Source organism: Kitasatospora sp. MAP12-44 (genome assembly GCF_029892095.1).
Classification (GTDB): Bacteria; Actinomycetota; Actinomycetes; order Streptomycetales; family Streptomycetaceae; genus Kitasatospora.
The window spans coordinates 3,123,543-3,145,962 of record NZ_JARZAE010000004.1; the positions used below are offsets into that span (position 1 = coordinate 3,123,543).

General features: G+C 70.3%; 28 protein-coding genes and 1 tRNA gene. 7 read left to right on the forward strand and 22 right to left on the reverse strand.

Going from position 1 to position 22,420, the window contains the following annotated elements; genetic code table 11:
• Positions 1-133: 133 nt before the first annotated feature.
• Together P3T34_RS14530 and P3T34_RS14535 are read right to left on the reverse strand one after the other, a co-directional pair.
• Positions 134-460 (reverse strand): hypothetical protein, encoded by a 327-nt coding sequence (locus P3T34_RS14530; protein WP_280666462.1) that lies wholly within the window; start codon positions 458-460, stop codon positions 134-136.
• Between the two features lie 53 nt (positions 461-513).
• Positions 514-855 carry an ATP-binding protein gene (locus tag P3T34_RS14535; RefSeq protein WP_280666463.1) on the reverse strand — a complete coding sequence of 114 codons (342 nt, stop codon included), beginning with the start codon at positions 853-855 and terminating at the stop codon, positions 514-516.
• Between the two features lie 278 nt (positions 856-1,133).
• Here P3T34_RS14535 and P3T34_RS14540 point away from each other — a divergent pair, with 278 nt between their 5' ends.
• Positions 1,134-2,504 (forward strand): XRE family transcriptional regulator, encoded by a 1,371-nt coding sequence (locus tag P3T34_RS14540; protein ID WP_280666464.1) that lies wholly within the window; start codon positions 1,134-1,136, stop codon positions 2,502-2,504.
• Between the two features lies 1 nt (position 2,505).
• Here the strand turns inward: P3T34_RS14540 and cutA are convergent, their stop codons facing one another.
• From cutA to P3T34_RS14555, 3 genes are all read right to left on the reverse strand, one after another.
• Positions 2,506-2,838 (reverse strand): divalent-cation tolerance protein CutA, encoded by a 333-nt coding sequence (gene cutA / locus P3T34_RS14545; protein WP_280666465.1) that lies wholly within the window; start codon positions 2,836-2,838, stop codon positions 2,506-2,508.
• Positions 2,839-2,901: 63 nt separating this feature from the next.
• Positions 2,902-3,228, reverse strand: coding sequence for a co-chaperone GroES (locus tag P3T34_RS14550; RefSeq protein ID WP_280672090.1), 327 nt, complete (start codon positions 3,226-3,228; stop codon positions 2,902-2,904).
• A 164-nt stretch (positions 3,229-3,392) separates the two neighbouring features.
• On the reverse strand, positions 3,393-3,704 hold the full coding sequence (locus tag P3T34_RS14555) for a DUF3618 domain-containing protein (protein WP_280666466.1): 312 nt from the start codon (positions 3,702-3,704) through the stop codon (positions 3,393-3,395).
• A 173-nt stretch (positions 3,705-3,877) separates the two neighbouring features.
• Here P3T34_RS14555 and bcp point away from each other — a divergent pair, with 173 nt between their 5' ends.
• A complete protein-coding gene (bcp, locus tag P3T34_RS14560) occupies positions 3,878-4,354 on the forward strand; it encodes a thioredoxin-dependent thiol peroxidase (protein WP_280666467.1) in 477 nt (158 codons plus the stop codon).
• An 88-nt stretch (positions 4,355-4,442) separates the two neighbouring features.
• On the opposite strand, the gene P3T34_RS14565 is transcribed toward bcp, so the two are convergent.
• The 3 genes from P3T34_RS14565 to P3T34_RS14575 are packed head-to-tail and all read right to left on the reverse strand — an operon-like array spanning position 4,443 to position 8,060.
• Positions 4,443-5,471 carry an ABC transporter permease gene (locus P3T34_RS14565; RefSeq protein ID WP_280666468.1) on the reverse strand — a complete coding sequence of 343 codons (1,029 nt, stop codon included), beginning with the start codon at positions 5,469-5,471 and terminating at the stop codon, positions 4,443-4,445.
• Complete coding sequence (locus P3T34_RS14570) at positions 5,468-7,003, reverse strand: sugar ABC transporter ATP-binding protein (RefSeq protein WP_280666469.1); 1,536 nt, start codon at positions 7,001-7,003, stop codon at positions 5,468-5,470. The genes P3T34_RS14565 and P3T34_RS14570 overlap by 4 nt, the downstream gene beginning before the upstream one ends.
• 10 nt (positions 7,004-7,013) lie before the next feature.
• Complete coding sequence (locus P3T34_RS14575; protein WP_280666470.1) at positions 7,014-8,060, reverse strand: substrate-binding domain-containing protein; 1,047 nt, start codon at positions 8,058-8,060, stop codon at positions 7,014-7,016.
• 236 nt (positions 8,061-8,296) lie between these two features.
• Between P3T34_RS14575 and P3T34_RS14580 the strand changes: the two genes are divergently transcribed.
• Positions 8,297-8,379 (forward strand) — tRNA-Leu (locus P3T34_RS14580).
• Between the two features lie 71 nt (positions 8,380-8,450).
• On the opposite strand, the gene rdgB is transcribed toward P3T34_RS14580, so the two are convergent.
• The 4 genes from rdgB to P3T34_RS14600 all read right to left on the reverse strand — a co-directional run bounded on the left by rdgB (position 8,451) and on the right by P3T34_RS14600 (position 10,705).
• Positions 8,451-9,062 carry an RdgB/HAM1 family non-canonical purine NTP pyrophosphatase gene (gene rdgB / locus P3T34_RS14585; protein ID WP_280666471.1) on the reverse strand — a complete coding sequence of 204 codons (612 nt, stop codon included), beginning with the start codon at positions 9,060-9,062 and terminating at the stop codon, positions 8,451-8,453.
• Between the two features lie 19 nt (positions 9,063-9,081).
• Positions 9,082-9,471, reverse strand: coding sequence for a hypothetical protein (locus P3T34_RS14590; protein ID WP_280666472.1), 390 nt, complete (start codon positions 9,469-9,471; stop codon positions 9,082-9,084).
• A 157-nt stretch (positions 9,472-9,628) separates the two neighbouring features.
• The gene (rph, locus tag P3T34_RS14595; protein ID WP_280666473.1) at positions 9,629-10,354 is read right to left on the reverse strand and encodes a ribonuclease PH; all 726 of its coding nucleotides are present in this window, start codon (positions 10,352-10,354) and stop codon (positions 9,629-9,631) included.
• 117 nt (positions 10,355-10,471) lie between these two features.
• The gene (locus P3T34_RS14600) at positions 10,472-10,705 is read right to left on the reverse strand and encodes a PTS glucose/sucrose transporter subunit IIB (RefSeq protein WP_280666474.1); all 234 of its coding nucleotides are present in this window, start codon (positions 10,703-10,705) and stop codon (positions 10,472-10,474) included.
• A gap of 513 nt (positions 10,706-11,218) precedes the next feature.
• Here P3T34_RS14600 and P3T34_RS14605 point away from each other — a divergent pair.
• Positions 11,219-12,511: a PTS transporter subunit EIIC gene (locus P3T34_RS14605; protein ID WP_280666475.1), complete on the forward strand. Its 1,293-nt coding sequence runs from the start codon at positions 11,219-11,221 to the stop codon at positions 12,509-12,511.
• 77 nt (positions 12,512-12,588) lie between these two features.
• Here P3T34_RS14605 and P3T34_RS14610 read toward each other — a convergent pair whose 3' ends face one another.
• Entirely contained in the window at positions 12,589-13,335 is a 747-nt protein-coding gene (locus P3T34_RS14610) for an MBL fold metallo-hydrolase (protein WP_280666476.1), read from the reverse strand.
• 204 nt (positions 13,336-13,539) lie between these two features.
• Positions 13,540-13,734, reverse strand: coding sequence for a MerR family transcriptional regulator (locus tag P3T34_RS14615; protein ID WP_280666477.1), 195 nt, complete (start codon positions 13,732-13,734; stop codon positions 13,540-13,542).
• Positions 13,735-13,969: 235 nt separating this feature from the next.
• Between P3T34_RS14615 and P3T34_RS14620 the strand changes: the two genes are divergently transcribed.
• A complete protein-coding gene (locus tag P3T34_RS14620) occupies positions 13,970-14,419 on the forward strand; it encodes a type II toxin-antitoxin system PemK/MazF family toxin (protein WP_280666478.1) in 450 nt (149 codons plus the stop codon).
• Between the two features lie 40 nt (positions 14,420-14,459).
• On the opposite strand, the gene P3T34_RS14625 is transcribed toward P3T34_RS14620, so the two are convergent.
• From P3T34_RS14625 to clpS, 7 genes are all read right to left on the reverse strand, one after another.
• The gene (locus P3T34_RS14625) at positions 14,460-15,428 is read right to left on the reverse strand and encodes a cysteine synthase (RefSeq protein WP_280666479.1); all 969 of its coding nucleotides are present in this window, start codon (positions 15,426-15,428) and stop codon (positions 14,460-14,462) included.
• Positions 15,428-15,706, reverse strand: a complete 279-nt coding sequence (locus tag P3T34_RS14630; protein ID WP_280666480.1) for a MoaD/ThiS family protein — start codon at positions 15,704-15,706, stop codon at positions 15,428-15,430. Before P3T34_RS14630 ends, P3T34_RS14625 begins: the two co-directional genes overlap by 1 nt.
• 92 nt (positions 15,707-15,798) lie before the next feature.
• Positions 15,799-15,915, reverse strand: a complete 117-nt coding sequence (locus P3T34_RS39920; RefSeq protein WP_348533274.1) for a putative leader peptide — start codon at positions 15,913-15,915, stop codon at positions 15,799-15,801.
• 140 nt (positions 15,916-16,055) lie between these two features.
• Positions 16,056-16,487 carry a M67 family metallopeptidase gene (locus tag P3T34_RS14635; RefSeq protein WP_280666481.1) on the reverse strand — a complete coding sequence of 144 codons (432 nt, stop codon included), beginning with the start codon at positions 16,485-16,487 and terminating at the stop codon, positions 16,056-16,058.
• A gap of 21 nt (positions 16,488-16,508) precedes the next feature.
• Positions 16,509-17,951: an amino acid permease gene (locus tag P3T34_RS14640; protein ID WP_280666482.1), complete on the reverse strand. Its 1,443-nt coding sequence runs from the start codon at positions 17,949-17,951 to the stop codon at positions 16,509-16,511.
• Positions 17,952-18,027: 76 nt separating this feature from the next.
• The gene (locus tag P3T34_RS14645; RefSeq protein WP_280666483.1) at positions 18,028-18,603 is read right to left on the reverse strand and encodes a DUF2017 domain-containing protein; all 576 of its coding nucleotides are present in this window, start codon (positions 18,601-18,603) and stop codon (positions 18,028-18,030) included.
• Positions 18,604-18,674: 71 nt separating this feature from the next.
• Positions 18,675-18,968: an ATP-dependent Clp protease adapter ClpS gene (gene clpS, locus P3T34_RS14650; protein ID WP_280666484.1), complete on the reverse strand. Its 294-nt coding sequence runs from the start codon at positions 18,966-18,968 to the stop codon at positions 18,675-18,677.
• 157 nt (positions 18,969-19,125) lie between these two features.
• Here clpS and P3T34_RS14655 point away from each other — a divergent pair, with 157 nt between their 5' ends.
• A complete protein-coding gene (locus P3T34_RS14655; RefSeq protein ID WP_280666485.1) occupies positions 19,126-20,478 on the forward strand; it encodes a nicotinate phosphoribosyltransferase in 1,353 nt (450 codons plus the stop codon).
• A 142-nt stretch (positions 20,479-20,620) separates the two neighbouring features.
• Positions 20,621-21,208: an isochorismatase family protein gene (locus P3T34_RS14660; RefSeq protein WP_280666486.1), complete on the forward strand. Its 588-nt coding sequence runs from the start codon at positions 20,621-20,623 to the stop codon at positions 21,206-21,208.
• Positions 21,209-21,236: 28 nt separating this feature from the next.
• Here P3T34_RS14660 and P3T34_RS14665 read toward each other — a convergent pair whose 3' ends face one another.
• Positions 21,237-22,277 carry a hypothetical protein gene (locus P3T34_RS14665; RefSeq protein WP_280666487.1) on the reverse strand — a complete coding sequence of 347 codons (1,041 nt, stop codon included), beginning with the start codon at positions 22,275-22,277 and terminating at the stop codon, positions 21,237-21,239.
• Positions 22,278-22,420: the final 143 nt, after the last annotated feature.

Consider the following 22,420-nt stretch of genomic DNA (forward strand, 5'->3'; position numbering starts at 1 on the left):
GTGGGGGGAGACGCAGTGCGCCTGCTCCACACGTTGGAGCAGGCGCAGCCCGGCAGCCACCGCTCCTACGCCGAACGTGTAGCCCCCACCCCGAAAAGTCGCCCTCGCCGACTTCCCAATTGATCAGCCCAGCTCATCGCGGATCTGGCGAGGTGGCCCGATTGCCCGGCAACAACTGCTCTTCCTCGCATTGCACCGAGCTGATGCCCTGGAACGTCCGACGCATGCACAGCTCATGGAGCGACCCGCCGACGCTCAATGGCATCTCCCAGACCCCGTACCGCTCGATGCTCTCCAAGGCGCGAAGTTCCGCCTCCGGGGCCGTCAGCATGCATTCCAACCAATTGTGCTCGTACCCTTTCAATGGGAGCAGCAGCAGGGCCCCCCACGCAGCAGCCAGCGCATCCAACAACTGCTCGAACGCCGCTGGCTCCATGATCCCGCTGATCTCCACCGTCACCGCATCAACCGCACAACAGCCTCCACCCGCCATCGGGCGGCCCACTCGCCCCATCACCAACCACCCCGAGCCGCCGGCACAACAGCCCAGACCACCTTGCCGATACCGACCGAACGAGGATCACAACCCCAGTTCTCTGAGAGCGACTTGACCAGGAGCAAGCCGCGCCCACTCTCCTCGTCCAGGTCCACCTCCCGCAGCACGGGACGGACCGTACTGGCGTCGTGCACCTCGATCCGCAACCGGACCGCATCCACGTCCAGGTGGATCCAGACCAGCTGACCGCGACGGGTCCCGTGCCGTACTGCGTTTGCAACCAACTCTGTCACCACCAGTCGCCCCGAGTCGGCGAACCGCCCGCCACCTTCGACCCGGGCAAGCAAGCCGTCCAGCAAGCGCCTTGCAAAACATGGTGACTTGGTACTGCGCGGCAACCAACACTCATCCTCGCCCGCCGAAGCGGGTGCTCTCTCTTTCAGTGCGATTCCGGAGACGACCACACCCGATCCCTCCAACAAATGTCCTCAGGCATCGGCTTGTCCCATGCCCTCACCGAGAACGCTCCTCCTGGAGAGCCGGAACTTCTTCCCCAGCAGAGGGGTACCCACGACGGGTACACTCACGGTCAGGAGCATGCGACGCAACGTAACTTCAGGCGCTCACGGGGATGCTGATGACTACCCACACGCCACTGGCAGCATTGCCAGCGCACGTACTTGAGCGCGCCGACATGCGCTCAGCCCTGGAAAGGCACGACTTCGGTAGCGTCTTCGCCCTGGCCCGCAAGTGGGCTGGGATCAGCTACTCGAAGATCGCCGAAGCCTGCGAGATCAAGCCCGAGCGAGTCGGGACGCTCGCGAGGGGCGAGGGCAGCATCACCACCTACGACAAGATCACACGGATCGCCGATGCCCTCCGCATCCCCGGGCATCTCATCGGACTCGCTCCCCGCCCATGGGAGCCCGCTTCCCCGCAACCCCGGACAGCCCTGACTGCACAAGCACTCCCCGTCGGCTACTCTCTGGATCTCACCCGCACCGCCCCCGATCCGAATGGAGACGGATCAGTGCTGCGCAGAGACTTCGTCCGAACTTCCCTTGTGGGTAGCGGACTTGTTGTCGGCCTTGCAGGCATCGCCGCACTCCCCAGAGGGCGCCGGGTCGGCTCTGAAGTGCCGCGTCAGCTGCGTGAACGGACCGCTCGGCTTCGCCGCCTCGATGACGTCCTCGGCGGCGGCGACACCTACCGTGTCTACCTCGGTGAGTACCAGTCGACAGAGAGCCTGCTCCGAGACGCCAGCTACTCCGAGCCGACAGGCCGCGCACTGCTGTCAGTGCTGTCCGAACAAGCCCAGCAGGTCGGTTGGGCCGCCTTCGACGCAGGCGACCAGCAGGAGGCCAAGCGGCTCTACGAAGCCAGCCACCGGGCGGCGGCGGAAGCTGGGGACGCTGCGCTCGCGGGGAACGCGCTCGCATTCCTGGCCTACCAGCGGATCAACGGCGACAAGGCAGCAGCCGTGCGGATAGCGGCCGAGTCATGCCGTACCGCAGGCGACGAGGCACCCACCGGCGTGCGAGCACTCCTTTACGAGCGGCTGGCTTGGGCACACGCAGTCGCCGGCGACGCCAGCGAGACCGAGCGAGCCCTTGGCATCGCGGAGGCCGCACTTGCCGACACCGACGATTCGCCGCAACCCGACTGGGTCGGTTGGGTTGACCGAGACGAGATTCAGATCATGACAGGCCGTTGCTGGACCGAGCTCCGCAGACCGTTGCGCGCGGTCCCCGTTCTGGAACACGTCCTCGCCGGATTCGATGACACCCGCGCTCGGGACAAGGCCCTCTACTTGTCGTGGCTCGCAGACTCCTACCTCGCCGCGAGCGAGATCGAACAGGCTGCCGAAGTCACCAGCCGGGCCCTGGACCTGTCGAGCGGAGTTGCTTCCGTCCGCCCCCGCGAGCGCATCGCGTCAGTGATTCGACAACTCGAACCACACCACCGGGTACCGGCTGTGGCGGCGGTCCTGGACAAGGCGCGCAGCTGAGCTACTCCGAGGTCTCCGGGGCGAGGGCCTGCCGTAGCCACCTCAGACAGGCCGGGGAGCCGGCCACGATCGGTACCGCCACGATCTCCGGGTTGTCCCACGGATGGTGCTCCAACAGGTGTGCTTCGAGCTCTGGGTACCTGTCGAGACTGGTCTTGAAGATCAGTTGCCATTCCTCGCCCGTGCCGAACTCGCCCAGGTGCCAGAAGGTCGAGATCACCGGGCCGACGATCTGGGCGCCTGCTGCCAGGCGCCCGCTCACCACCGACCGGGCGAGGCTCTCTGCCGCCTCGCGGTGCTCCGTCGCCGTGTAGACCTGTACGAAGTCAGACATGGTGCGATGGTAGCCACGGAGCTCGCAGCGTCGTCAACCGTCCAGCACGGTTCGAGGCGACTCTCAGAGATAGAGCCCGGTCGAGCCGTCCGACTCCTTCAGGCGCTCGGCCGCCACCGCGTGCAGGTCGCGCTCGCGCAGCAGGATGTACGTCGCGCCGCGCACCTCGACCTCCAGCTTGTCCTCCGGGTCGTAGAGCACCCGGTCACCGGGCTCCACCGACCGCACGCTCTGGCCGACCGCAGCAGCTTCCGCCCACACGCACCTTTTACTCAGCTCGGCGGTGGCCGGGATCAGGATGCCGCCGGTCGAGCGGCGCTCGCCCTCGCCGCCCTCGGTGCGGACCAGGACCCGGTCGTGCAGCATCCGGATCGGCAGCTTCTCGCCCATCCGGTCATGGCTGAGCTGGTCGTGCTGCCGCTGCTGCTTGCTCTGCTCGTCGTTCGCGCTCACGCCCCTGACCGTACCTGGCCAGGGCGGGCGGCGGAGCGACGGCCCACCATCCGGAAGGGCCGGGTGCGCCTCGCGCACCCGGCCCTTCCGTCATCCGCCCCTCAGCCGCGACGGCGCTTGCGGGCCGAGGCGACCAGCAGCACCACGCCCGCGCCGACCAGCGCGGCCGGCACGATCCGCTCCTTGCGCGGCCGGCCCTTCTCGTCCACGAACTGGGCCTTCAGCTGCTCAGCGCTCTGGCTGGCCCGGACGTACACCCGGCCGACCTTCTGCTCCACCGAGGCCAGCGCCCTGGCGCGCACCTGCGCGGTGATCGTGCTCGGATGCACCCGCACCGCGAGCTCGTCCAGGGTCACCGCCAGCTGGGTCCGGGTCCGGGCGATGTCCGCCTCGATCTGGGCGGTGGTTCGCACCGCCTTGTCCTTCGTCTTCCCCTCGCCCACCAGGGCCACCTCACTCAGCTCGCGTAGCAGTCTGCTCCGGCCCAGTTTGTCAGCTCCACCGCCGCAGCGCGCAGTCCCACCCACCATCAGAGGTAGGTTTGCGACGGCACGACCCGTCAGTCCAGCACGAGGAGAGATCCAGCGTGAGTGAACGCCTCCAGGCCGGGGACACCGCCCCCGCCTTCACCCTGCCCGACGCCGACGGCACCCCGGTGTCACTGGCCGACCACCTCGGCCGCAAGGTGATCGTCTACTTCTACCCCGCCGCGCTGACCCCGGGCTGCACCACCCAGGCCTGCGACTTCACCGACAACCTGGCGGTCTTCGCCGGCGCCGGCTACGACGTCATCGGGATCTCCCCGGACAAGCCCGAGAAGCTCGGCAAGTTCCGCGAGGCCGAGGACCTCAAGGTCACCCTGCTCTCCGACCAGGACAAGTCGGTCCTCACGGCGTACGGCGCCTACGGCGAGAAGAGCCTCTACGGCAAGACCGTGGTCGGCGTGATCCGCTCCACCGTGGTGGTCGACGAGACCGGCAAGGTCGAGCGCGCCCTCTACAACGTCAAGGCCACCGGCCACGTCGCCAAGCTGCTGCGCGACCTCAAGGTCGACGCCGGCTGACGACAGCTGACGGCTGACGACGAACGGCAGCGGTGGCGCCGGCTCCCCCACAGGAGCCGGCGCCACCGCGCCCCGCACACACACAGCGTCAGCCGGGCAGGCCCACCGCCCGCTCGCCGCTGCGCCGCTGCTGGATCACCACGGCGACCACCAGCAGCGCGCCCTGGGCAACGTTCTGCCAGAACGAGTTGATGCCCTGCACCGTCAGGCCGTTCTCCAGCGCACCGAGCAGCGCGACGGCGAGCAGCGTGCCGCCGATGCCGCCCTTGCCGCCCTTGAGGGCGCAGCCGCCGAGCGCGGCGGCGGTGATGGACTGGAGCTCCAGGCCCTCACTGCCGGAGACCGGCTGGCCCGAGCCGGTCCGCGCAGTGAGCAGGATGCCGGCGACCGCGGCGACGACGCCGGCCATCGCGTAGCCGGAGATCAGGTACTTGTTGATGTTGATGCCGGCCAGCCGGGCGGCGGTGTCGTTGCCGCCGATGGCGTAGATATTGCGGCCGATGTCGGTGTACTTGAGCAGGATGTGCACAGCCAGGGCGACGACGATCAGGATCCAGACCATCACCGGCAGTCCGGCGACCTTGCCGCGGCTGAGGAAGATGAAGATGCTGTTGTTGAGCACGTAGCCCTGGGCGGCGCCGTTGGAGATCAGCTGGGCGACGCCCTTGTAGGCGGCCAGGCCTGCCAGGGTGGCGATGGTGGCGTTGACCCGGCCGTAGACGATGATCACGCCGTTGAGGATGCCGATCAGGACGCCGATGGCGATCGAGGCGGCCATCCCGAGCAGGGCGTTGGAGCCGGTGGAGGTGAAGACCATCGCGCTGGTGACGGAGGCCAGGCCGGCCTGGGAGCCGACCGAGATGTCCAGGCCGCCGCAGATGATCACAACGGTCTGCACGACGGCCAGCAGGCCGCTGATGGTGGCTGCCTCGGCGATGACCTGGATGTTGTCCCAGGACAGGTAGTTGGCGTTGAGTGAGCCGAACAGCGCCAGCACCACCACCAGGGCGACGATCAGGCTGAGGTTCTGTCCGCCGACCGAGGCGAGGAGCTGGGCTGCGCGGGAGCGGCTCTTCTCCTCGGTCGGTGCGGTCTCGGACAGGGTCGTGGTGCTCATGCGGTCCTTCCTTCGTCACTGGACACCAGGTCGTCGGCCATCGCGAGGGTCAGGATGCTCTCCTCGCTGGCTTCGGCCCGGCTCAACTCACCGGTGATCCGGCCGTTCTGCATCACCACGACCCGGTCGGCCAGCCCCAGGACCTCGGGCAGCTCGGAGGAGATCACCAGCAGGGCGATGCCCTCCTTGGCCAGGTCGGCGATGATCTGGTAGATCTCCGCCTTCGCGCCCACGTCGATCCCGCGGGTCGGCTCGTCCAGGATCAGCACCTTGGGCTTGCGGGCCAACCAGCGGGCCAGCACGACCTTCTGCTGGTTGCCGCCGGACAGCTTGCGCACCTCGTGCTCGATCGAGGGGGTGCGCACCCGCAGCCGGTCCACGTACTCCTGGGCCAGTTCGCGCTCGGCCGCGCGGCGCACGAAGCGCCAGCGGCGCAGCCGCTCCAGGACCACCAGGGAGGTGTTGTCGCGGATCGAGCGGTGCAGGAACAGGGCCTGGGCCTTGCGCTCCTCGGGTGCCAGGCCCAGGCCGGCGCGGATCACCTCTCCGGGCCGGCCCGACCTGAGTTCCTTGCCCTCCAGCAGGACGCGGCCGCTGAGGATGGGGCGCTCGCCGGCCAGGGCGAGGGCGAGTTCGGAGCGTCCGGCGCCGATCAGGCCGGCCAGGCCCACCACTTCGCCGGCCCTGATCCGCAGACTGATCCCACTGACGTCCTCGGTGGTGACGTCCTGGACGTCGAGCACCACCCGGTCGGTGGCCACCTGCTGGCGGACGAACATCGTCGACAGGTCGCGCCCCACCATCAGGCGTACCAGGTCCGACTCGCCCGCCTGCTTGGTGTCCAGCACGCCGGCCACCGCGCCGTCGCGCAGGACGGCGACCCGGTCGGCGAGCTGGAAGATCTCCTTCATCCGGTGCGACACATAGATGACGGCCACGCCCCGGTCGCGCAGGCGGCGGATCAGCGCGAAGAGCGCCTCCACCTCCTGCTCGGAGAGCGAGCTGGTCGGCTCGTCGAAGGCGATCACCTTCGCGTCCCCGGTCAACGCCCGCAGGATCTCCACCAGTTGGCGCTGGGCGGGGGTGAGCTGGGAGCCCAGCAGGTCCGGGTCGAGGACCCGGGCGAAGCCGAGCCGCTCCAGGTCCGCCTGGATCCGGCGGCGCAGCTCCGCCCGGTCCAGCCGGCGCCCCGAACGACGCGGCAGCGCACCGGCGTAGACGTTCTCCGCGACCGAGACATGCGGGATGATCTCCGGCTCCTGCGGGATGATCCGGATCCCGGCGGCCCGCGCGTCCGCCGGCGAGTGCAGGGCCAACTCGGCGCCGTCCAGCAGGACCTGGCCCTCGGTGGGCCGGTGGTCGCCGGTGAGGATCTTCAGCAGGGTGGACTTGCCCGCCCCGTTCTCCCCCATCAGCGCCGTCACCTGCCCGGGCGGGAAGTCCAGGGTCACCCCGTTGAGCGCGCGGACGGCGCCGAAGCTCTTACCGAGCCCGCGGACCGCCGCGCCCGGGTTGGTACTCGTGGTCGTCACAGCCTCTTCCTCAGCTGCACTTGAGGCCGGAGGCCTGCCAGTTGGTCGGGTCGACCATGGTGGTGGGCGCGAACGCCTCCTGCGGGAACGCCTTGCCGTTCTTCAGCTTGTCGTACATGGTCTGCACCGCGAGGGCACCCACGTCGCTGCCGTTGATGAACAGCGCGGACTTCATGCCCGAGGGCTTGGCGCTGCCCCAGTCCTTGCACGCCAGGTAGGCGCCCAGGCCCACGCCGATCACGTTGTCGGGCGAGACGCCCGCGTTGTCCATCGCGGTGACGCCGCCCTGGACGTTCTCGTCGTTGCAGCCCCAGATCACCCAGTGCTTGACACCCGGGTTCGCGGTCAGGGTCGCGGCGATCTTGTCCTGCGCGCCGGTGGGGGTGTTGTCGGTGGCCACGTCGATGTTCTGGACGGTGGCGCCCGCGCCCGCGGCGAACGCCGCCTTTGCGGCCTTCACCCGGTCCCCGCAGACCGTCACGTCCTGCTGCCAGGCCGAGATGGTCCGGGTGTCCGCCGCGCTCCAGCCGGCCTTCTGGTACAGCTGCGCCGCACTCTGACCGACCTGCTGACCCATCTGCTGGCCACTGAAGCCGATCCGCGGCAGCAGCGCGGAGGCGTCGCACTTGGACGGGTCCGGACCGGTCGCGCAGACCTGGTCGTCCGAGCTCAGCAGCGGCACATTGGCGTCCTTGGCGATCTGCACCAGCTGCGGACCCACCGACGGGTCCGGCGGCACCACGATCAGGCCGCTGCTCTTCTGTGCGATCGCCGACTGCTCCTGGCTGACCGCCTGGTTCGCGTCGGTACCGAGGTTGACCACCTTCAGGTCCACCCCCAGCTGCGCCGCCTTGGCCTTGGCCCCGGCGGCCTCGCCGACGAAGTACTCCTGGTCGCCCTGCTTCTGCAGGTAGGTGATAGATATCTTCCCGGTCACCTTGGCGGTGTCGCCGCTGGACGAGGTGCTCTGCTGCCCCGTCGAGCAGGCGGTCAGACCGAGGGTGACGAGCAGGCCGACGGCGGCGGCAGTGCTGCGGCGAGTGCGCGCGGTGATCATGTAGGGGAGGCTCCTTCGACTCACAATCAATCAGAACCAAACAGGTTCCAACGCGATGGGGGATATGACACCCCTTTTCGCCACCCCACGTCAAGAGCTTTCGCACACATCCGCACAGGTCGAAACGGAAACGTTGCCTGGTGGGGGCATGTCAGGAGCCCGGGCGGCCCTGGGTGCCGAATTGAAGGATGCGCCGCCTCCCGCGAGCCCAGTAGCATAAGGCGTCAGCACGCTCTGCGGCCTTGGTGGAACGGTAGACACCCTGGCTTTAGGTGCCAGTGAGGGAAACCTCGTGAGGGTTCGAATCCCTCAGGCCGCACTAGCCTTAGAAAAGAAGGCCCGCCAGGAGAATTCTCCCGGCGGGCCTTCTCTGCGTCAGCTGACCCTCCATCACCCCAGGAGCTCGCGCACCAGCGGGGCGAGGGCGCGGAAGGCCTGGCCGCGGTGGCTGATGGCGTTCTTCTCGTCCGGCGTCAGCTCGGCGCAGGTGCGGGTGTCGCCCAGCGGCTGCAGGATCGGGTCGTAGCCGAAGCCGCCCTCGCCCGCCGGGGTGGTGCGCAGCTCGCCCAGCAGTCGGCCCTCCACCACGCGTTCGGTGCCGTCGGGCAGCGCGAGCGCGGCCGCGCAGGCGAAGTGGGCGGCGCGGTGCGGGGCGGCGATGTCGCCGAGCTGGGCGAGCAGCAGGTCCAGGTTGGCGCGGTCGTCGCCGTGCTTGCCGGCCCAGCGCGCGGAGAAGATGCCCGGCGCCCCGCCCAGCACGTCCACGCAGAGGCCGGAGTCGTCGGCGACCGCCGGCAGGCCGGTGGCCCGGGCCAGCGCGTGCGCCTTCAGCAGCGCGTTCTCGGCGAAGGTGACGCCGGTCTCGGCGACGTCCGGGATCTCGGGATAGGCGTCGGCGCCGACGAGTTCGACATCGAGGCCGGCGTCGCCGAGGATGGCGCGCAGCTCGGTGACCTTGTGCTGGTTGCGGGTGGCGAGGACGAGGCGTCGGGGAGTGCTCATGGCCCCAGCGTAGTCAGTGTCAGCTCGCGCAGACCTTGGTCAGGTTGCCCGCGGCGTCGCCCAGCGGCCCGAGGTCGGGGACCTGCTTGGCGTCTATCGCCTTCTGCGTCTGGTCCGCCTGCGCCTGCAGGTCGGTGACGGCCTTGGCGACGTCCGTGTTGCCCGCGTTCTTGCCGAGCTTGTCGAGGTCGGCGCGCAGGTTCGCCAGCGCCTTGCCGGCCGCCGTCGGGTTGTTGGCGGAGTTGTTGTAGGCGCTGTTCAGCTGACCGAGGTCGGTGCCGACCTTGACCGCGGTGTTGCCGCAGTCCATCGCCTTCTGCGCGGCGGAGCAACTCACGGCGCTGAGCGGGAGGAGGAGGATCAGCGCGGCCGCGGCGAGGGTGGCGGGGCGGGTGATGCTGTAGGGCATCGTGGTCCTCCGGTGCAGGCGGTTCAGCGGTGAGCTTGCACAGAGAACGACGGCTCCGGCACGGCCCGCGGTTCCCCGCACGCAGCTGCGGAGCTTCTGCGGGGAACCGTACGGCTTCGGCGGGCGGCCTGTACAGCCCGCCGAACCGGTGACGCCGTCAGCCCTCCAGCACCTTGCGCTGGATCTCGTCGAGCTCGGCGCAGCCGAGAGTGCCCAGGTCGAGCAGCTGGTTGAGCAGGTCCCGGTCGAAGGGGGCGCCCTCGGCGGTGCCCTGGACCTCGACGAAGCGACCGTCCGAGGTGCAGACGATGTTCATGTCGGTCTCGGCCCGGACGTCCTCCTCGTAGCGCAGGTCGAGCATCGGCACGCCGTCGATGATCCCGACGCTGACCGCGCTGACGCCGCCGGTGATCGGCTGGCCCTTGGCGCGCAGCAGCTTCTTCTCGCGGGCCCAGGAGACGGCGTCGACCAGCGCGACGTAGGCGCCGGTGATGGCGGCGGTGCGGGTGCCGCCGTCGGCCTGCAGGACATCGCAGTCGAGCACGATGGTGTTCTCGGCCAGCGCCCGGTGGTCGATCACGGCGCGCAGCGAGCGGCCGATCAGGCGGCTGATCTCGTGGGTGCGCCCGCCGATCTTGCCGCGGACGGACTCGCGGTCGCCGCGGGTGTTGGTGGCGCGGGGCAGCATGGCGTACTCGGCGGTGACCCAGCCCTCCCCGCTGCCCTTGCGCCAGCGCGGGACGCCTTCGGTGACGCTTGCGGTGCAGAGGACTTTGGTGTCCCCGTAACTGACGAGGACGGAGCCCTCGGCGTGCTTGCTCCAGCCGCGCTCGATGGTGATCGGGCGGAGCTGTTCGGCGGTGCGGCCGTCGATACGTGACATAGCGTCTGAGCGTAGTCGCTCCGGCGCGGGCGGCGGTGCCCGGACAGCGGCACGGCCCGTCGCCGCGGTGCGGTGACGGGCCGTGCGGACGCAGCGACGGCTGCGCTCAGGCGGAGGTCACATCATGTCCTCGATCTCGGAGGCGATCGGGTCGGCGTCGGTGCCGATGACGACCTGGATCGCGGTGCCCATCTTGACGACCCCGTGGGCGCCGGCGGCCTTGAGGGCGGCCTCATCGACGAGGGAGGCGTCGTTCACCTCGGTGCGCAGGCGCGTGATGCAGCCCTCGACCTCCTCGATGTTCTCGATACCGCCGAGACCGGCGACGATCTTCTCAGCCTTGCTGGCCATGCTTTCTCCGTAAGGTGTGAGGTGCCTTGTGGTGGCGCTGCGGTGACGCGGGCTCAGCGGCCGGGTGGGTTCCGGCGCGACCAGCATCGCCCGGTTCGTTCCGTTCCGCCACGTCTATCCACGTTCGGACCAGTTCCGACGTGGATCCGACGTGGATCCGGCGGCACGCGGGACCTGTCACAACTGGTCTACACCAGTCGCGGCCCTACGCCAAAAACGTGACCTCGATCCCGATCACCGGGATGGCGGCCGGAGATTTTTGACCCCGGCAGCGTACGTGTTACACAGGAATGGCACTTTGGTGGTGTAGACCAATGGATCGCAAAGATCGTTAATCCTCAACAAGGTTTCGATTTCATAGCGCTTCCCACCTGCGGGGCCGCCGGGGGTTCCCCGGCCTCCTGGGACCGTGCTACAAAACTGGTCTACACCACTAGTGGTGTAGACCAGTTCGCGCGTCGGACCAGGCCCGATTCCCGACCGACCCGCCCTGCCGTTAGGAACCACCCCCCCATGAGTACGACTGCGCAGGCACCGGCGCCCGCCTCGTCGCCGGAACCCTCGGCAGCGAGAAAACTCGGTCAGAGCACGCTGCAGGGCATGCAGAAGATGGGCCGCAGCCTCCAGCTGCCGATCGCCGTCCTGCCGGCCGCCGGACTGCTACTCCGGCTGGGTCAGGACGACGTGTTCGGCAAGGACGGCCTCGGCTGGGACAAGGTCGCCTCGGTGTTCGCGGCGGCCGGCGGCGCGCTGCTGGACACCGGCCTCGGCCTGCCGCTGCTGTTCGCCGTCGGCATCGCGATCGGCTTCGCCAAGAAGGCGGACGGCTCGACCGCGCTGGCCGCCGTGGTCGGCTTCCTGGTCTACTACAAGGTCCTGCAGGCCTTCCCGATCACCCAGGCGCACCTGGCCGACGGCAAGGTGGTCGAGGCCACCTACCAGAACCCCGGCGTGCTCGGCGGCATCGTGATCGGCCTGCTCAGCGCCGTGCTGTGGCAGCGCTTCCACCGCACCCGGCTGGTCGACTGGCTCGGCTTCTTCAACGGCCGCCGGCTCGTGCCGATCATCATGGCGTTCGTGGGCACCGGGGTCGGCGTGCTGGCCGTGCAGTTCTGGGGTCCGGTCGGCAACGCCATCGGTCACCTGAACAACACCCTGATCGGCGCCGGTGCCCTGGGCGCCGGGGCGTTCGGCCTGGTCAACCGCGGTCTGCTGCCGATCGGCATGCACCAGTTCGTGAACTCCTACGCCTGGCTCCAGGCCGGTGACTACACCAAGCCGGACGGCACGATCGTGCACGGCGACATGACCCGCTACCTGGCCGGCGACCCGCACGCGGGCCAGTTCATGGCGGGCTTCTTCCCGATCATGATGTTCGCGCTCCCCGCCGCCGCCCTGGCCATCGCGCACTGCGCCCGCCCCGAGCGCCGCAAGGCCGTCACCGGCATGATGATGTCGCTGGCGCTGACCTCGTTCGTGACCGGCGTGACCGAGCCGATCGAGTTCGCGTTCGTCTTCATCGCCCCGGTGCTCTACGCGATCCACGCGGTGCTGACCGCCGTCTCGCTGGCGGTCACCTGGGGGCTGGGTGTGCACCTCGGCTTCACCTTCTCGGCCGGCCTGATCGACCTCGCGCTCGGCTGGAGCCATGGCAGCCGGCAGTGGCTGGTCATCCCGATCGGCCTGGTCTTCGCGGCGATCTACTACTTCGTCTTCCGGTTCGCGATCACCAAGTTCAACCTCAAGACCCCCGGGCGCGAGAGCGACGAGGAACTCGCGGAGCTCGAGGACCTCACCAAGGCCTGAGCAGGCCGCGGGAACGAGGACGAGGCACCGACCCGGCGGGGTCGGTGCCTCGTCCTCGTTGTCGTCTCGGCTGATCGTCAGATCTCGTACACCGCACCGGCCTTGGCGACCTCGACCGGGCCGGCGTAGGCGGCCTCGGCGTCGCGCAGGTTGCGGTCGGGGTCGGTCCACGGCGGGATGTGGGTGAGCACCAGCCGAGCGGCCCCGGCGGCCGCGGCGTGCTCGCCCGCCTCGCGGCCGTTGAGGTGGATGGACTGGAAGGTCTCCTTGCCGTCCGTGAAAGCCGCCTCGCACAAGAAGAGGTCGGTGTCGCGGGCGAGCTCCACCAGGGCGGGGCACTCGCCCGTGTCGCCGGAGTAGACCAGCGAGCGGCCGTCGTGGTCGATCCGGAAGGCGTACGCCTCCACCGGGTGGTTGACCTGGACGGCGGTGACGGTCAGCGGGCCGAGCCGGAAGGTGCCGGGGGTCAGCGTGTGGAAGTCGAAGACCTCGGTCATGCCGGGCTCTTCGGGCATGTCGTAGGCCCGGGCGAGCCGGCCGGGGGTGTCCGCGGGGCCGTACACCGGCAGCAGGTCGGGGCAGCCCTCCTGGCGGTAGTAGCGGGCCACCCAGTAGGCACAGAGGTCGATGCAGTGGTCCGCGTGCAGGTGGCTGAGCAGGACGGCGTCCACGTCGTAGAGGCCGACATGGCTCTGCAGCGCGCCCAGCGCGCCGTTGCCGAGGTCGATCACGAGCCGGAAGCCGTCGGCCTCCACCAGGTAGCTGGAGCACGGCGAAGCGGGGGACGGGAAGGTCCCCGAGCACCCCACCACAGTCAGTTTCATCCCGAGCCCCTCCGCCGGATCCTGGACCGCGCACGCCGGTTACCGCCGGGTCACACCGGCGGGTAAGTGCTGCGTTCGCGTGTCGAGAGTAAGGGCGGAGGGGCACTTTGCCCCCGTCCCCGTGCCGCGCTGTGGCTGGAATCACCAGAACGGGGCGAGGGGGTCGGAGCAAGGCTGACGGGCAATCGGCGGGCGCTCCAGGGCTCAGCGGTGGCCGGGTCGGCGGCGGGCCCAGTCGCGGATGGTGTCGGCCTGCCAGCGCGGGTGTCCCTCGGCGTCGACGAAGTCCGGGTCGGGCAGCAGGCCATGCCGGCGGTAGTTGCGAACAGTGTCGGGTTGCACGCCGATATGGCGGGCGATCTCGGCGTAGGACCACTCTTCCGTGCTGCGTGGGCTCATACGGTGCCACCTCCGGGCGAGGGTTTCCGAGGCTGTGACTCGGACCTGCGGAGCACGCGGGCGGGGCCGGACCAGGGCTGGCGCGAGGGTCCGTCGGCCGGACGCCCGGTGCGGGATCAGCTTTTCCGGCACAACGAGGAGGCCCGGCGCACGACGGGGTCCGTAGTCGTTCCGTGACAGAGCGGCAGCAGCAAACGGATAAATCCCCGACTGTCACAGCCGGTACGGTCAGCACATGAATCACGTGACCGAGGTCCTGGCAGCGCTGGCGATCGTCATCGCCGTCATCGTCGCCGTCGTCCGCTCGCTGCGCTCCCCGGCCGAGCGGCCGACCACCGTCCGGCCCGGCACGGGCACCGGTCGGCCGCCGGCGGGCGGGCCGGCGCCGCGCGAGATCTGGTGGGCCGAGGTGCCGTTCGAGGACGGGCCGGGCGCCAAGGACCGGCCGTGCCTGGTCCTGCGGGTGGACGGCCGGACGGCCACCGTCGTCAAGATCACCAGCAAGCACCACGCGGAACGCCCGGGCGTGCTGGCCCTGCCGCCCGGCTCGGTGGGCGACCGGGAGGGCCGTACCAGCTGGCTGGAGACGGACGAGCTGCGCGATGTGCCGCTGGCGCACTTCCGCCGCCGGGTCGGACCGGTCGACGCGCAGACCTGGGCCCGCACCCAGCGCGCGGTGCGCTGAGCACGGGCCCAGTGGGCCTAGCAGAGGGTCTAGCGGGGGGTCAGGCCCAGAGCTGGCCCTGCAGCGCCTCGACGGCGGCCTCGGTGCTCTCGGCGGTGTAGATGCCGGTGGAGAGGTACTTCCAGCCGCCGTCGGCGACCACGAAGACCACGTCCGCGCGCTCGCCCGCGGCGGCGGCCTTACGGGCGGCGCCGATCGCGGCGTGCAGGATCGCACCGGTCGAGACCCCGGCGAAGATGCCCTCCTGCGCCAGCAGTTCGCGGGTGCGGCGGACGGCGTCGGCCGAGCCGACGCTGAACCGGGTGGTGAGCACGTCGGCGTCGTACAGCTCGGGGACGAAGCCCTCGTCGAGGTTGCGCAGCCCGTAGACCAGGTCGTCGTAGCGCGGCTCGGCGGCGACGATCTGCACGCCGGGGACCTTCTCGCGCAGGTAGCGGCCGACGCCCATCAGGGTGCCGGTGGTACCCAGGCCCGCCACGAAGTGGGTGATCGTCGGCAGGTCGGCGAGGATCTCCGGACCGGTGCCCGCGTAGTGCGCACCGGCGTTGTCGGGGTTGCCGTACTGGTAGAGCATCACCCAGTCGGGGTGCTCGGCGGCGATCTCCTTGGCGATCCGCACCGCGGTGTTGGAACCGCCCGCGGCGGGCGAGGCGATGATCTCCGCGCCCCACATCCGCAGCAGCTCGCGCCGCTCCTCGCTGGTGTTCTCCGGCATCACGCAGACCATCCGGTAGCCCTTGAGCTTGGCCGCCATGGCGAGCGAGATGCCGGTGTTGCCGCTGGTGGGCTCCAGGATGGTGCAGCCGGGCGTGAGCCGGCCGGCCGCCTCGGCCCGCTCGATCATGTGCAGGGCCGGGCGGTCCTTGATCGAGCCGGTCGGGTTGCGGTCCTCCAGCTTGGCCCAGAGCGTGACCTGCCCGTCCTCGTTGCCGGGGACGGCGGCGGACAGCCGGGGCAACCGGACCAGCGGGGTGTTGCCGACGGCTTCCAGCGGGCTGTCGTAGCGCATTACTTCGATCCGCCGGCGACCGCGGGGAGGATGGTGACGCTGTCGCCGTCCTTGACCTCGGTGCCGATGCCGTCCAGGAAGCGGACGTCCTCGTCGTTCAGGTAGACGTTGACGAAGCGGCGCAGCTCGCCCGCGTCCAGCAGGCGGGCGGCGATGCCCGGGTGGCGGACGTCCAGGTCGGCGAAGAGCTGCCCGATGGTGGCGGCACTGCCCTCGACGGCCTTGGCGCCGTCGGTGTAGGTGCGGAGGATGGTCGGGATGCGGACCTCGATGGCCATGGCTGCGCTCCTGTGGAGGTTGGTAGGGGGCCGCAGGGGCGCGGCGGGGGGCGATGCGGAAGGGGTGTCGTGCCGCGCCGGCCGGCGGAGGCTCAGCGCAGAGCGGCGGCGTCGGGACAGATCGCCGCGGCGTGCCGGCACAGGTCGATGTGCAGGCGCGCCACGAGGCGAATGCCCGGGGCCTGGGTGCTCACATCGAGGGAACGCATGGGCTCATCGTATAGATTCCAGGCCCTGTTCCGTCATGCCCGTCTCGCAGCGTGGATGTTTCCGTATCGAGGAGTGAGATGAACCGGCCTGCCGCGCAGCGGCGGCAGGCCGGGGTGGGAGGGTGACGGGCCAGGTCCGGTCAGGCGGAGGGTGCCTCAACGATCTCCACGTCTTCCTCTGTGATCACACCGTCCACAATGCGGAACGAACGGAACTGGAACGGGTCGTCCGCCCCCGTCCCCTCGGCCGTCGAGACCAGCACGTAGTGGGCGTTCGGCTCGGAGGCGTAGCTGATGTCGGTGCGCGAGGGGTAGGCCTCGGTGGCGGTGTGCGAGTGGTAGACGACCACGGGCTCCTCGTCCCGGTCGTCCATGTCGCGGTACAGCTTGAGCAGGTCCGCGGAGTCGAACTCGTAGAAGGTGGGCGAGCGGGCCGCGTTGAGCATCGGGATGAACCGCTCGGGGCGTCCGCTGCCGGCCGGGCCCGCGACGACCCCGCAGGCCTCGTCCGGGTGGTCGGCACGGGCGTGGGCGACGATCGCGTCGTGCAGCTCTCGGGTGATGGTCAGCATGGCGCCAGGATAGCCAGAGCCCTAGGAGTGGATTTCGGCCCGCGGGTGCTCGGGCGCCGCCTCCCGCACGGCCTCCGGATTGATCCGCTTGAGCACCTGATAGCCGATCACCAGCACCACCGCCCAGACCGGGAAGACATAGAGCGAGATCCGGTTCTCCGCGTCGAAGGCGATCAGCACCACCACCAGGCCGAGGAAGCCCAGCGCCGCCCAGCTGCTCCACAACCCGGCCGGGGCCCGGAAGCTCGGCGGCGGCAGGTGGCCGCGCTGCCAGGCGGTGCGGTAGCGGATCTGGCAGATCAGGATGACCGCCCAGGTCCAGACCCCGCAGACGGTGGCGACCGCGGTGATGTACATGAAGGCCTTGCCCGGCGCCACCGCGTTGAGCAGCACGCCCGCACCCATCAGCACGGCGGAGGCGGTGATCGCGGCGGCCGGGGTCTGACGGCTGTTCAGCGCGGTGAGCCGGCCCGGCGCCTGACCGCGCATCGCCAGGTCGCGCAGCATCCGCCCGGTGGAGTACATGCCGGAGTTGCAGGAGGAGAGCGCGGCCGTGAGCACCACGAAGTTGATGATGCCGGCCGCCGCCGGGATGCCCACCTTGCCGAACGCGGCGACGAACGGGCTGACGCCGGGCTGGAACTCCGTCCACGGCACGAGGGCCAGGATCACCGTCAGCGAGCCGATGTAGAACAGCACGATGCGCAGCGGCAGGGTGTTGATGGCCCGCGGCAGGGTCTTCTCCGGGTTCTCGCTCTCACCCGCCGTGACGCCGACCAACTCGACGCCCAGGTAGGCGAACATCACGATCTGCAGGGTCATCAGGGTGGACCCGACGCCCTTGGGGAAGAAGCCGCCGTCCTGCCAGAGGTGGGTGACCGACGCGGTCTCACCGGCCTTGCTGAAGCCCAGCGTCAGCACGCCGATCCCGATCAGGATCATCCCGATGATCGCCGTCACCTTGACCATCGAGAACCAGAACTCGATCTCCCCGAAGAGCTTCACCGAGATCAGGTTGGCGGCGTAGAGCACCAGCAGGAAGCAGAGCGCGCTGAGCCACTGCGGGATGCCCGGCGCCCAGTACTTCACGTAGACGGCGGCCGCGGTGGTCTCGGCCATGCCGGTGACCACCCAGAAGAGCCAGTACGTCCAGCCGGTGACGTACCCCGCGAAGGGGCCGAGGAACTCCCGCGCGTACTCGCTGAAACTGCCCGCCACCGGCCGGTAGGTGAGCAGTTCGCCGAGCGCCCGCATGATCACGAAGATCACCGCGCCCGCGATCGCGTAGGCCAGGATCAGGCTGGGCCCGGCCTTGGAGATCGCGGTGCCGGCGCCCAGGAAGAGCCCGGTGCCGATCGCACCGCCGATCGCGATCATCTGGATCTGGCGACTGCCCAACCCGCGGGCGTAGCCCTCCTCGTCGGGTCGGGTGTCCACCACTTCGTCATACGTCTGCTCGGCCATGGGCACCGTCGTACCACAGCGAAAACGGTCAGGAATGCACATCTGAGCGTTATTTGAGCAAACCGGGGCGGACCGGTCAGCCGGTCATCGCCTCCAGCAGAGACTCCTGCATCGCGCCCAACCACAGGTAGGCCATCACCAGCGGCTTGCGCTGATCGCTGTCCGGCAGGTCGTAGAGACCCTGCTCGTCCTCCTCGGTGATCTCCAGCCGGGCGCCGAGGGTGAGCCGCAGGTCGTTGATGGCGCACAGCCAGCGCGGGCACTCCTCGGCGGCCACCCGCACCACCCCGCCGGCGCCGCCCAGGGTGTCCAGCGAGCGGACCACCAGCAGCGCGTCCTCGCGCTTGCGGGCCCGCAGGTCGAGCTCGGTGTAGCGGCGGAACTCGCCGGCCGCCGCCCTGGTCTGCGCGTCCACCGGCTCGCCGGGCTCGCCGTACGCGTCGGGGAAGAGCCGGGCCAGCGCCGGGTCGGCGGGGGCCTCGGTGGGCCCGTCGGCGAAGAGCGCGGCCAGCGGATCCTGGGTCTCACCGCCCGGGCCGGGGCCGATCAGCTCCAGCATCTGGACCTCCAGCGAGCGGAGGATGGCGACCTCCAGCTCCTCCAGGGCGATCGCCGCCCCGCCGTCGCCGGTCCCCTCGAACAACCCAGCCATCGTTAAGCAACCCGTTCCGGTTCGTCAGTCATCATCGGTGCCGCGGCTGCGGCGGTCAGTCGTGCTGGAGGTCAGTCGTGCTGGAGGGTGGCCCACAAGCCGTAGCCGTGCATGGCCTGGACGTCCCGTTCCATCTCCTCACGGGTGCCACTGGAGACCACCGCGCGGCCCCGACTGTGGACGTCCATCATCAGCTGGCGGGCCTTGTCCTTCGGGTAGCCGAAGTAGGCCTGGAAGACGTACTGGACGTAGCTCATCAGGTTGACGGGGTCGTTGTGGACGATGGTCACCCACGGCGTGTCCGGCTCCGCCACCGGGAGGCTGTCCGCCTCGGGGAGTTCGATCTCGGCCGGCGCGACGCTCACGGCGCTCTCTCCTCGCTGGGCATGGGTGATTGGCTCCTCTGACCTCCCATGCTGCCATCCGGGCGATCCCGGAGCGATTCCGCCCCACGGGACCCACCGGACGACATCGCCCAGAGAAATCGTCAGACTGACGCTAAGTCGTAGTAGCATCAGCTCCATGGACGCCAAGGCATTCGCGGCGCAGTCGGCCGCGCCCACCCAGCCGCCAGCCGGTTCGACCGCGCTGCTCACCGACCGCTACGAGCTGACCATGCTGCAGGCGGCACTGCGCAGCGGGGCGGCGCACCGCCGCTCGGTCTTCGAGGTCTTCACCCGGCGCCTGCCCGACGGCCGCCGCTACGGCGTGCTGGCCGGCACCGGCCGGGTGCTGGACGCCGTGGAGAACTTCCGCTTCAGCAGCCTCCAACTGGACTGGCTGTCCGACCAGAACGTGGTGGACGAGGAGACCCTGCGCTGGCTGGCCGACTACCGCTTCTGCGGCGACATCCACGGCTACCCCGAGGGCGAGGTCTACTTCCCCGGCTCGCCGCTGCTGACCGTCGAGGGCAGCTTCGCCGAGGCGGTGATCCTGGAGACGGTGATCCTCTCGATCCTCAACCACGACTCGGCGATCGCCGCCGCGGCCTCCCGGATGACCGCCGCCGCGGGCGAGCGCCCGTGCATCGAGATGGGCGCCCGGCGGGCCCACGAGGGCGCGGCGGTGGCCGCCGCCCGGGCCGCCTACATCGCCGGTTTCGCCGCCACCTCGGACCTGGAGGCGGGCTTCACGTACGGCATCCCGACCACCGGCACGGCCGCGCACGCCTTCACCCTGCTGCACGACAGCGAGCGGGACGCCTTCACCGCCCAGCTCGCCTCGATGGGCCTGGGCACCACCCTGCTGGTGGACACCTACGACCTCGCCGAGGCCGTCCGGACCGCCGTCGAGGTGGCCGGACCCGAGCTCGGCGCCGTCCGCATCGACTCCGGCGACCTCACCCTGCTGGCCCACCGGGTCCGCCGCCAACTGGACGACCTGGGCGCCCACAAGACCCGGATCATCGTCACCTCCGACCTCGACGAGTACGCGATCGCCGCCCTGGCCGCGGCGCCGGTGGACGGCTACGGGGTCGGCACCAGCCTGGTCACCGGCAGCGGCCACCCGACCTGCGCGATGGTCTACAAGCTGGTCGCCCGGGGCGCCTCGGCCGACCCGAAGGCGCCGCTGGTCCCGGTGGCCAAGCGGTCGGCGGGCGGCAAGACCAGCGTGGGCGGGCGCAAATGGGCCGCCCGGCGACTGGACCGCGACGGGGTGGCCGAGAGCGAGGTGGTCGGCGTCGGCGCGCTGCCCGCCGAGCTGGCCGAGCACAGCCTGCACGTCCCGCTGGTGCAAGGCGGCGAGGTGGTCGGGCGCGAGCCGCTGGCCGCCGCGCGCGAGCGCCACCTGCGCGCGCGCGCCGGCCTGCCGCTGTCCGCCACCCAGCTCTCCAAGGGCGAGCCGGTGCTCGCCACCGAGCTGCTGGCGCACTGAGCCGGCCTGCTGCTTCGCCGCGTCGTTTCGCCGCGTCGCGTCGCTTCGCGAGCATCGGGAGCCGCCCCTTCCGCCTGTCACCGGCACTCCTTAGAGTGGCCTCACCTCACCCCGTCCCCCACTGCCAGCGAGGAAGCCAGCCATGCACCGGGCCCTGATCGTCATCGATGTGCAGAACGACTTCTGCGAGGGCGGCAGCCTCCCCGTCGCCGGCGGGGCCGAGGTGGCGGCTGCGATCACCGAGCTGATCGCCACCAGCCGGGACGCGTACACGCACATCCTGGCCACCAGGGACCACCACCTGGACCCGGGGGCGCACTTCTCCGCCGAACCGGACTTCGTCGACAGCTGGCCGGTGCACTGCGTGGCGGGGACGGAGGGGGTCGGCTTCCACCCCAACTTCGCGCCGTCGGTCACCTCCGGCGCGATCGAGGCGGTCTTCGACAAGGGCGCGTACAGCGCCGCGTACAGCGGGTTCGAGGGGTTCGACGAGAACGGCCGCACGCTCGCCGAGTGGCTGCGGGCCCGCTCGGTCACCGCGGTGGACCTGGTCGGCATCGCCACCGACCACTGTGTGCGGGCCACCGCGCTGGACGCCGCCCGTGAGGGCTTCGCCACCCGCGTCCTGCTCGACCTCACTGCGGGGGTGGCGGCCGGGACCACCGAGGCGGCGCTGGAGGAACTGCGGGCTGCGGGAGTCGAGTTGTCCGGCACTCCGGTGCTCGGCTAGGCCTTCGGTCCTGCGGTCACTCCTGCGGTCAGTCCTGCGTGACGAGCAGCTCCACCACGTCGTCGCCGCCGAGCAGGAACGCCTCCCGCAGCTCCGCGCCGACCGCCTCGGGCGCGGCGGCCAGCCGGTCGCCGCTGAGGTAGACCACCCGGATGCCGAGGTACTCCATCCGGTGCTGCCCGGTCCGCACCCAGGCCGCCTCGCCCTCGCTGACGCAGCGCAGGCCCGAGTCGACCTCGATGGCCACCGCCGCCTGCGGCCAGTAGAGATCCGGTACGGCGACGAAGGTCCCGCCGCGCATCCGCAGCTCGGGGCCGACGAGCGGGTCGGGCAGCTGCAGGTCGGCCGTCAGCCCGAGCAGCTGACCGAGCAGGAACTCCCGCTCGAACGCCAGCAGTTCGTCCAGCGCGGCGCGGATCCTGGGCACCTCGACCAGGTCCGCCTCGCGCAGCTCGGCGACCAGCTCGGACAGCGCGCAGGCGGGCCGCTCCCCCGTCATCGGAGCCGCGACGGCCTCGCGCAGCACCGAGCGCAGCACGCCCGGACCGATCAGGCCGGCCTCCAGCGCGCCGCTGTCCGTCCAGTCGCGCAGCGCGTCCGCGACCGCCCTGGGCACCGGCGCGCAGGCCAGGCCGTGCACCTCGCGGGCCTCCAACTCCCGTTCGGTGCGCTGGATCCGGACCTCGCCGACATCGCGCAACCGGCGCTGGCGGGGCACCAGGACCTGCACGCCGGTGACGGCCGGCAGCCGGGGCACCGCGGTGAAGCCATAGAGCGCCAGGGCCGCCGCGCCGGTGATCACCGCGCTCTCCCGGCGGCCCTCCTCGCGCCCGTTCTGGGCCGCGTAGAGCAGCGCGGCCCACATCCGCTGCTCCGGGGTGGGAGCGTTCTCCTGCAGCAGGTAGACCCGGGGCAGCAGCCGCTGCCACGGGCCGCCGCGGCGGCAGTGCCCGCTCACCAGGCGAGCCGGAACTCCGCGCGCTCGCAACTGACTTGCGGTGATCACGTTCTGCTGGCGGCGGGCCAGCTCTTCGAGCGAGGGGGCCGGGGAGGGCATCTGGTAGCTCATGCGACAACCCTCCCCAGTCACCCGGTCGCCGCATTCGCAACCTGACGCACCGTTACTGAACCGTCGTCGAATCGGGACGGTCCCGCACTAAAGTCTTCATACCCTCACCCAGACGGAGTAATGGGCAGCAAAGCACTCGCGTC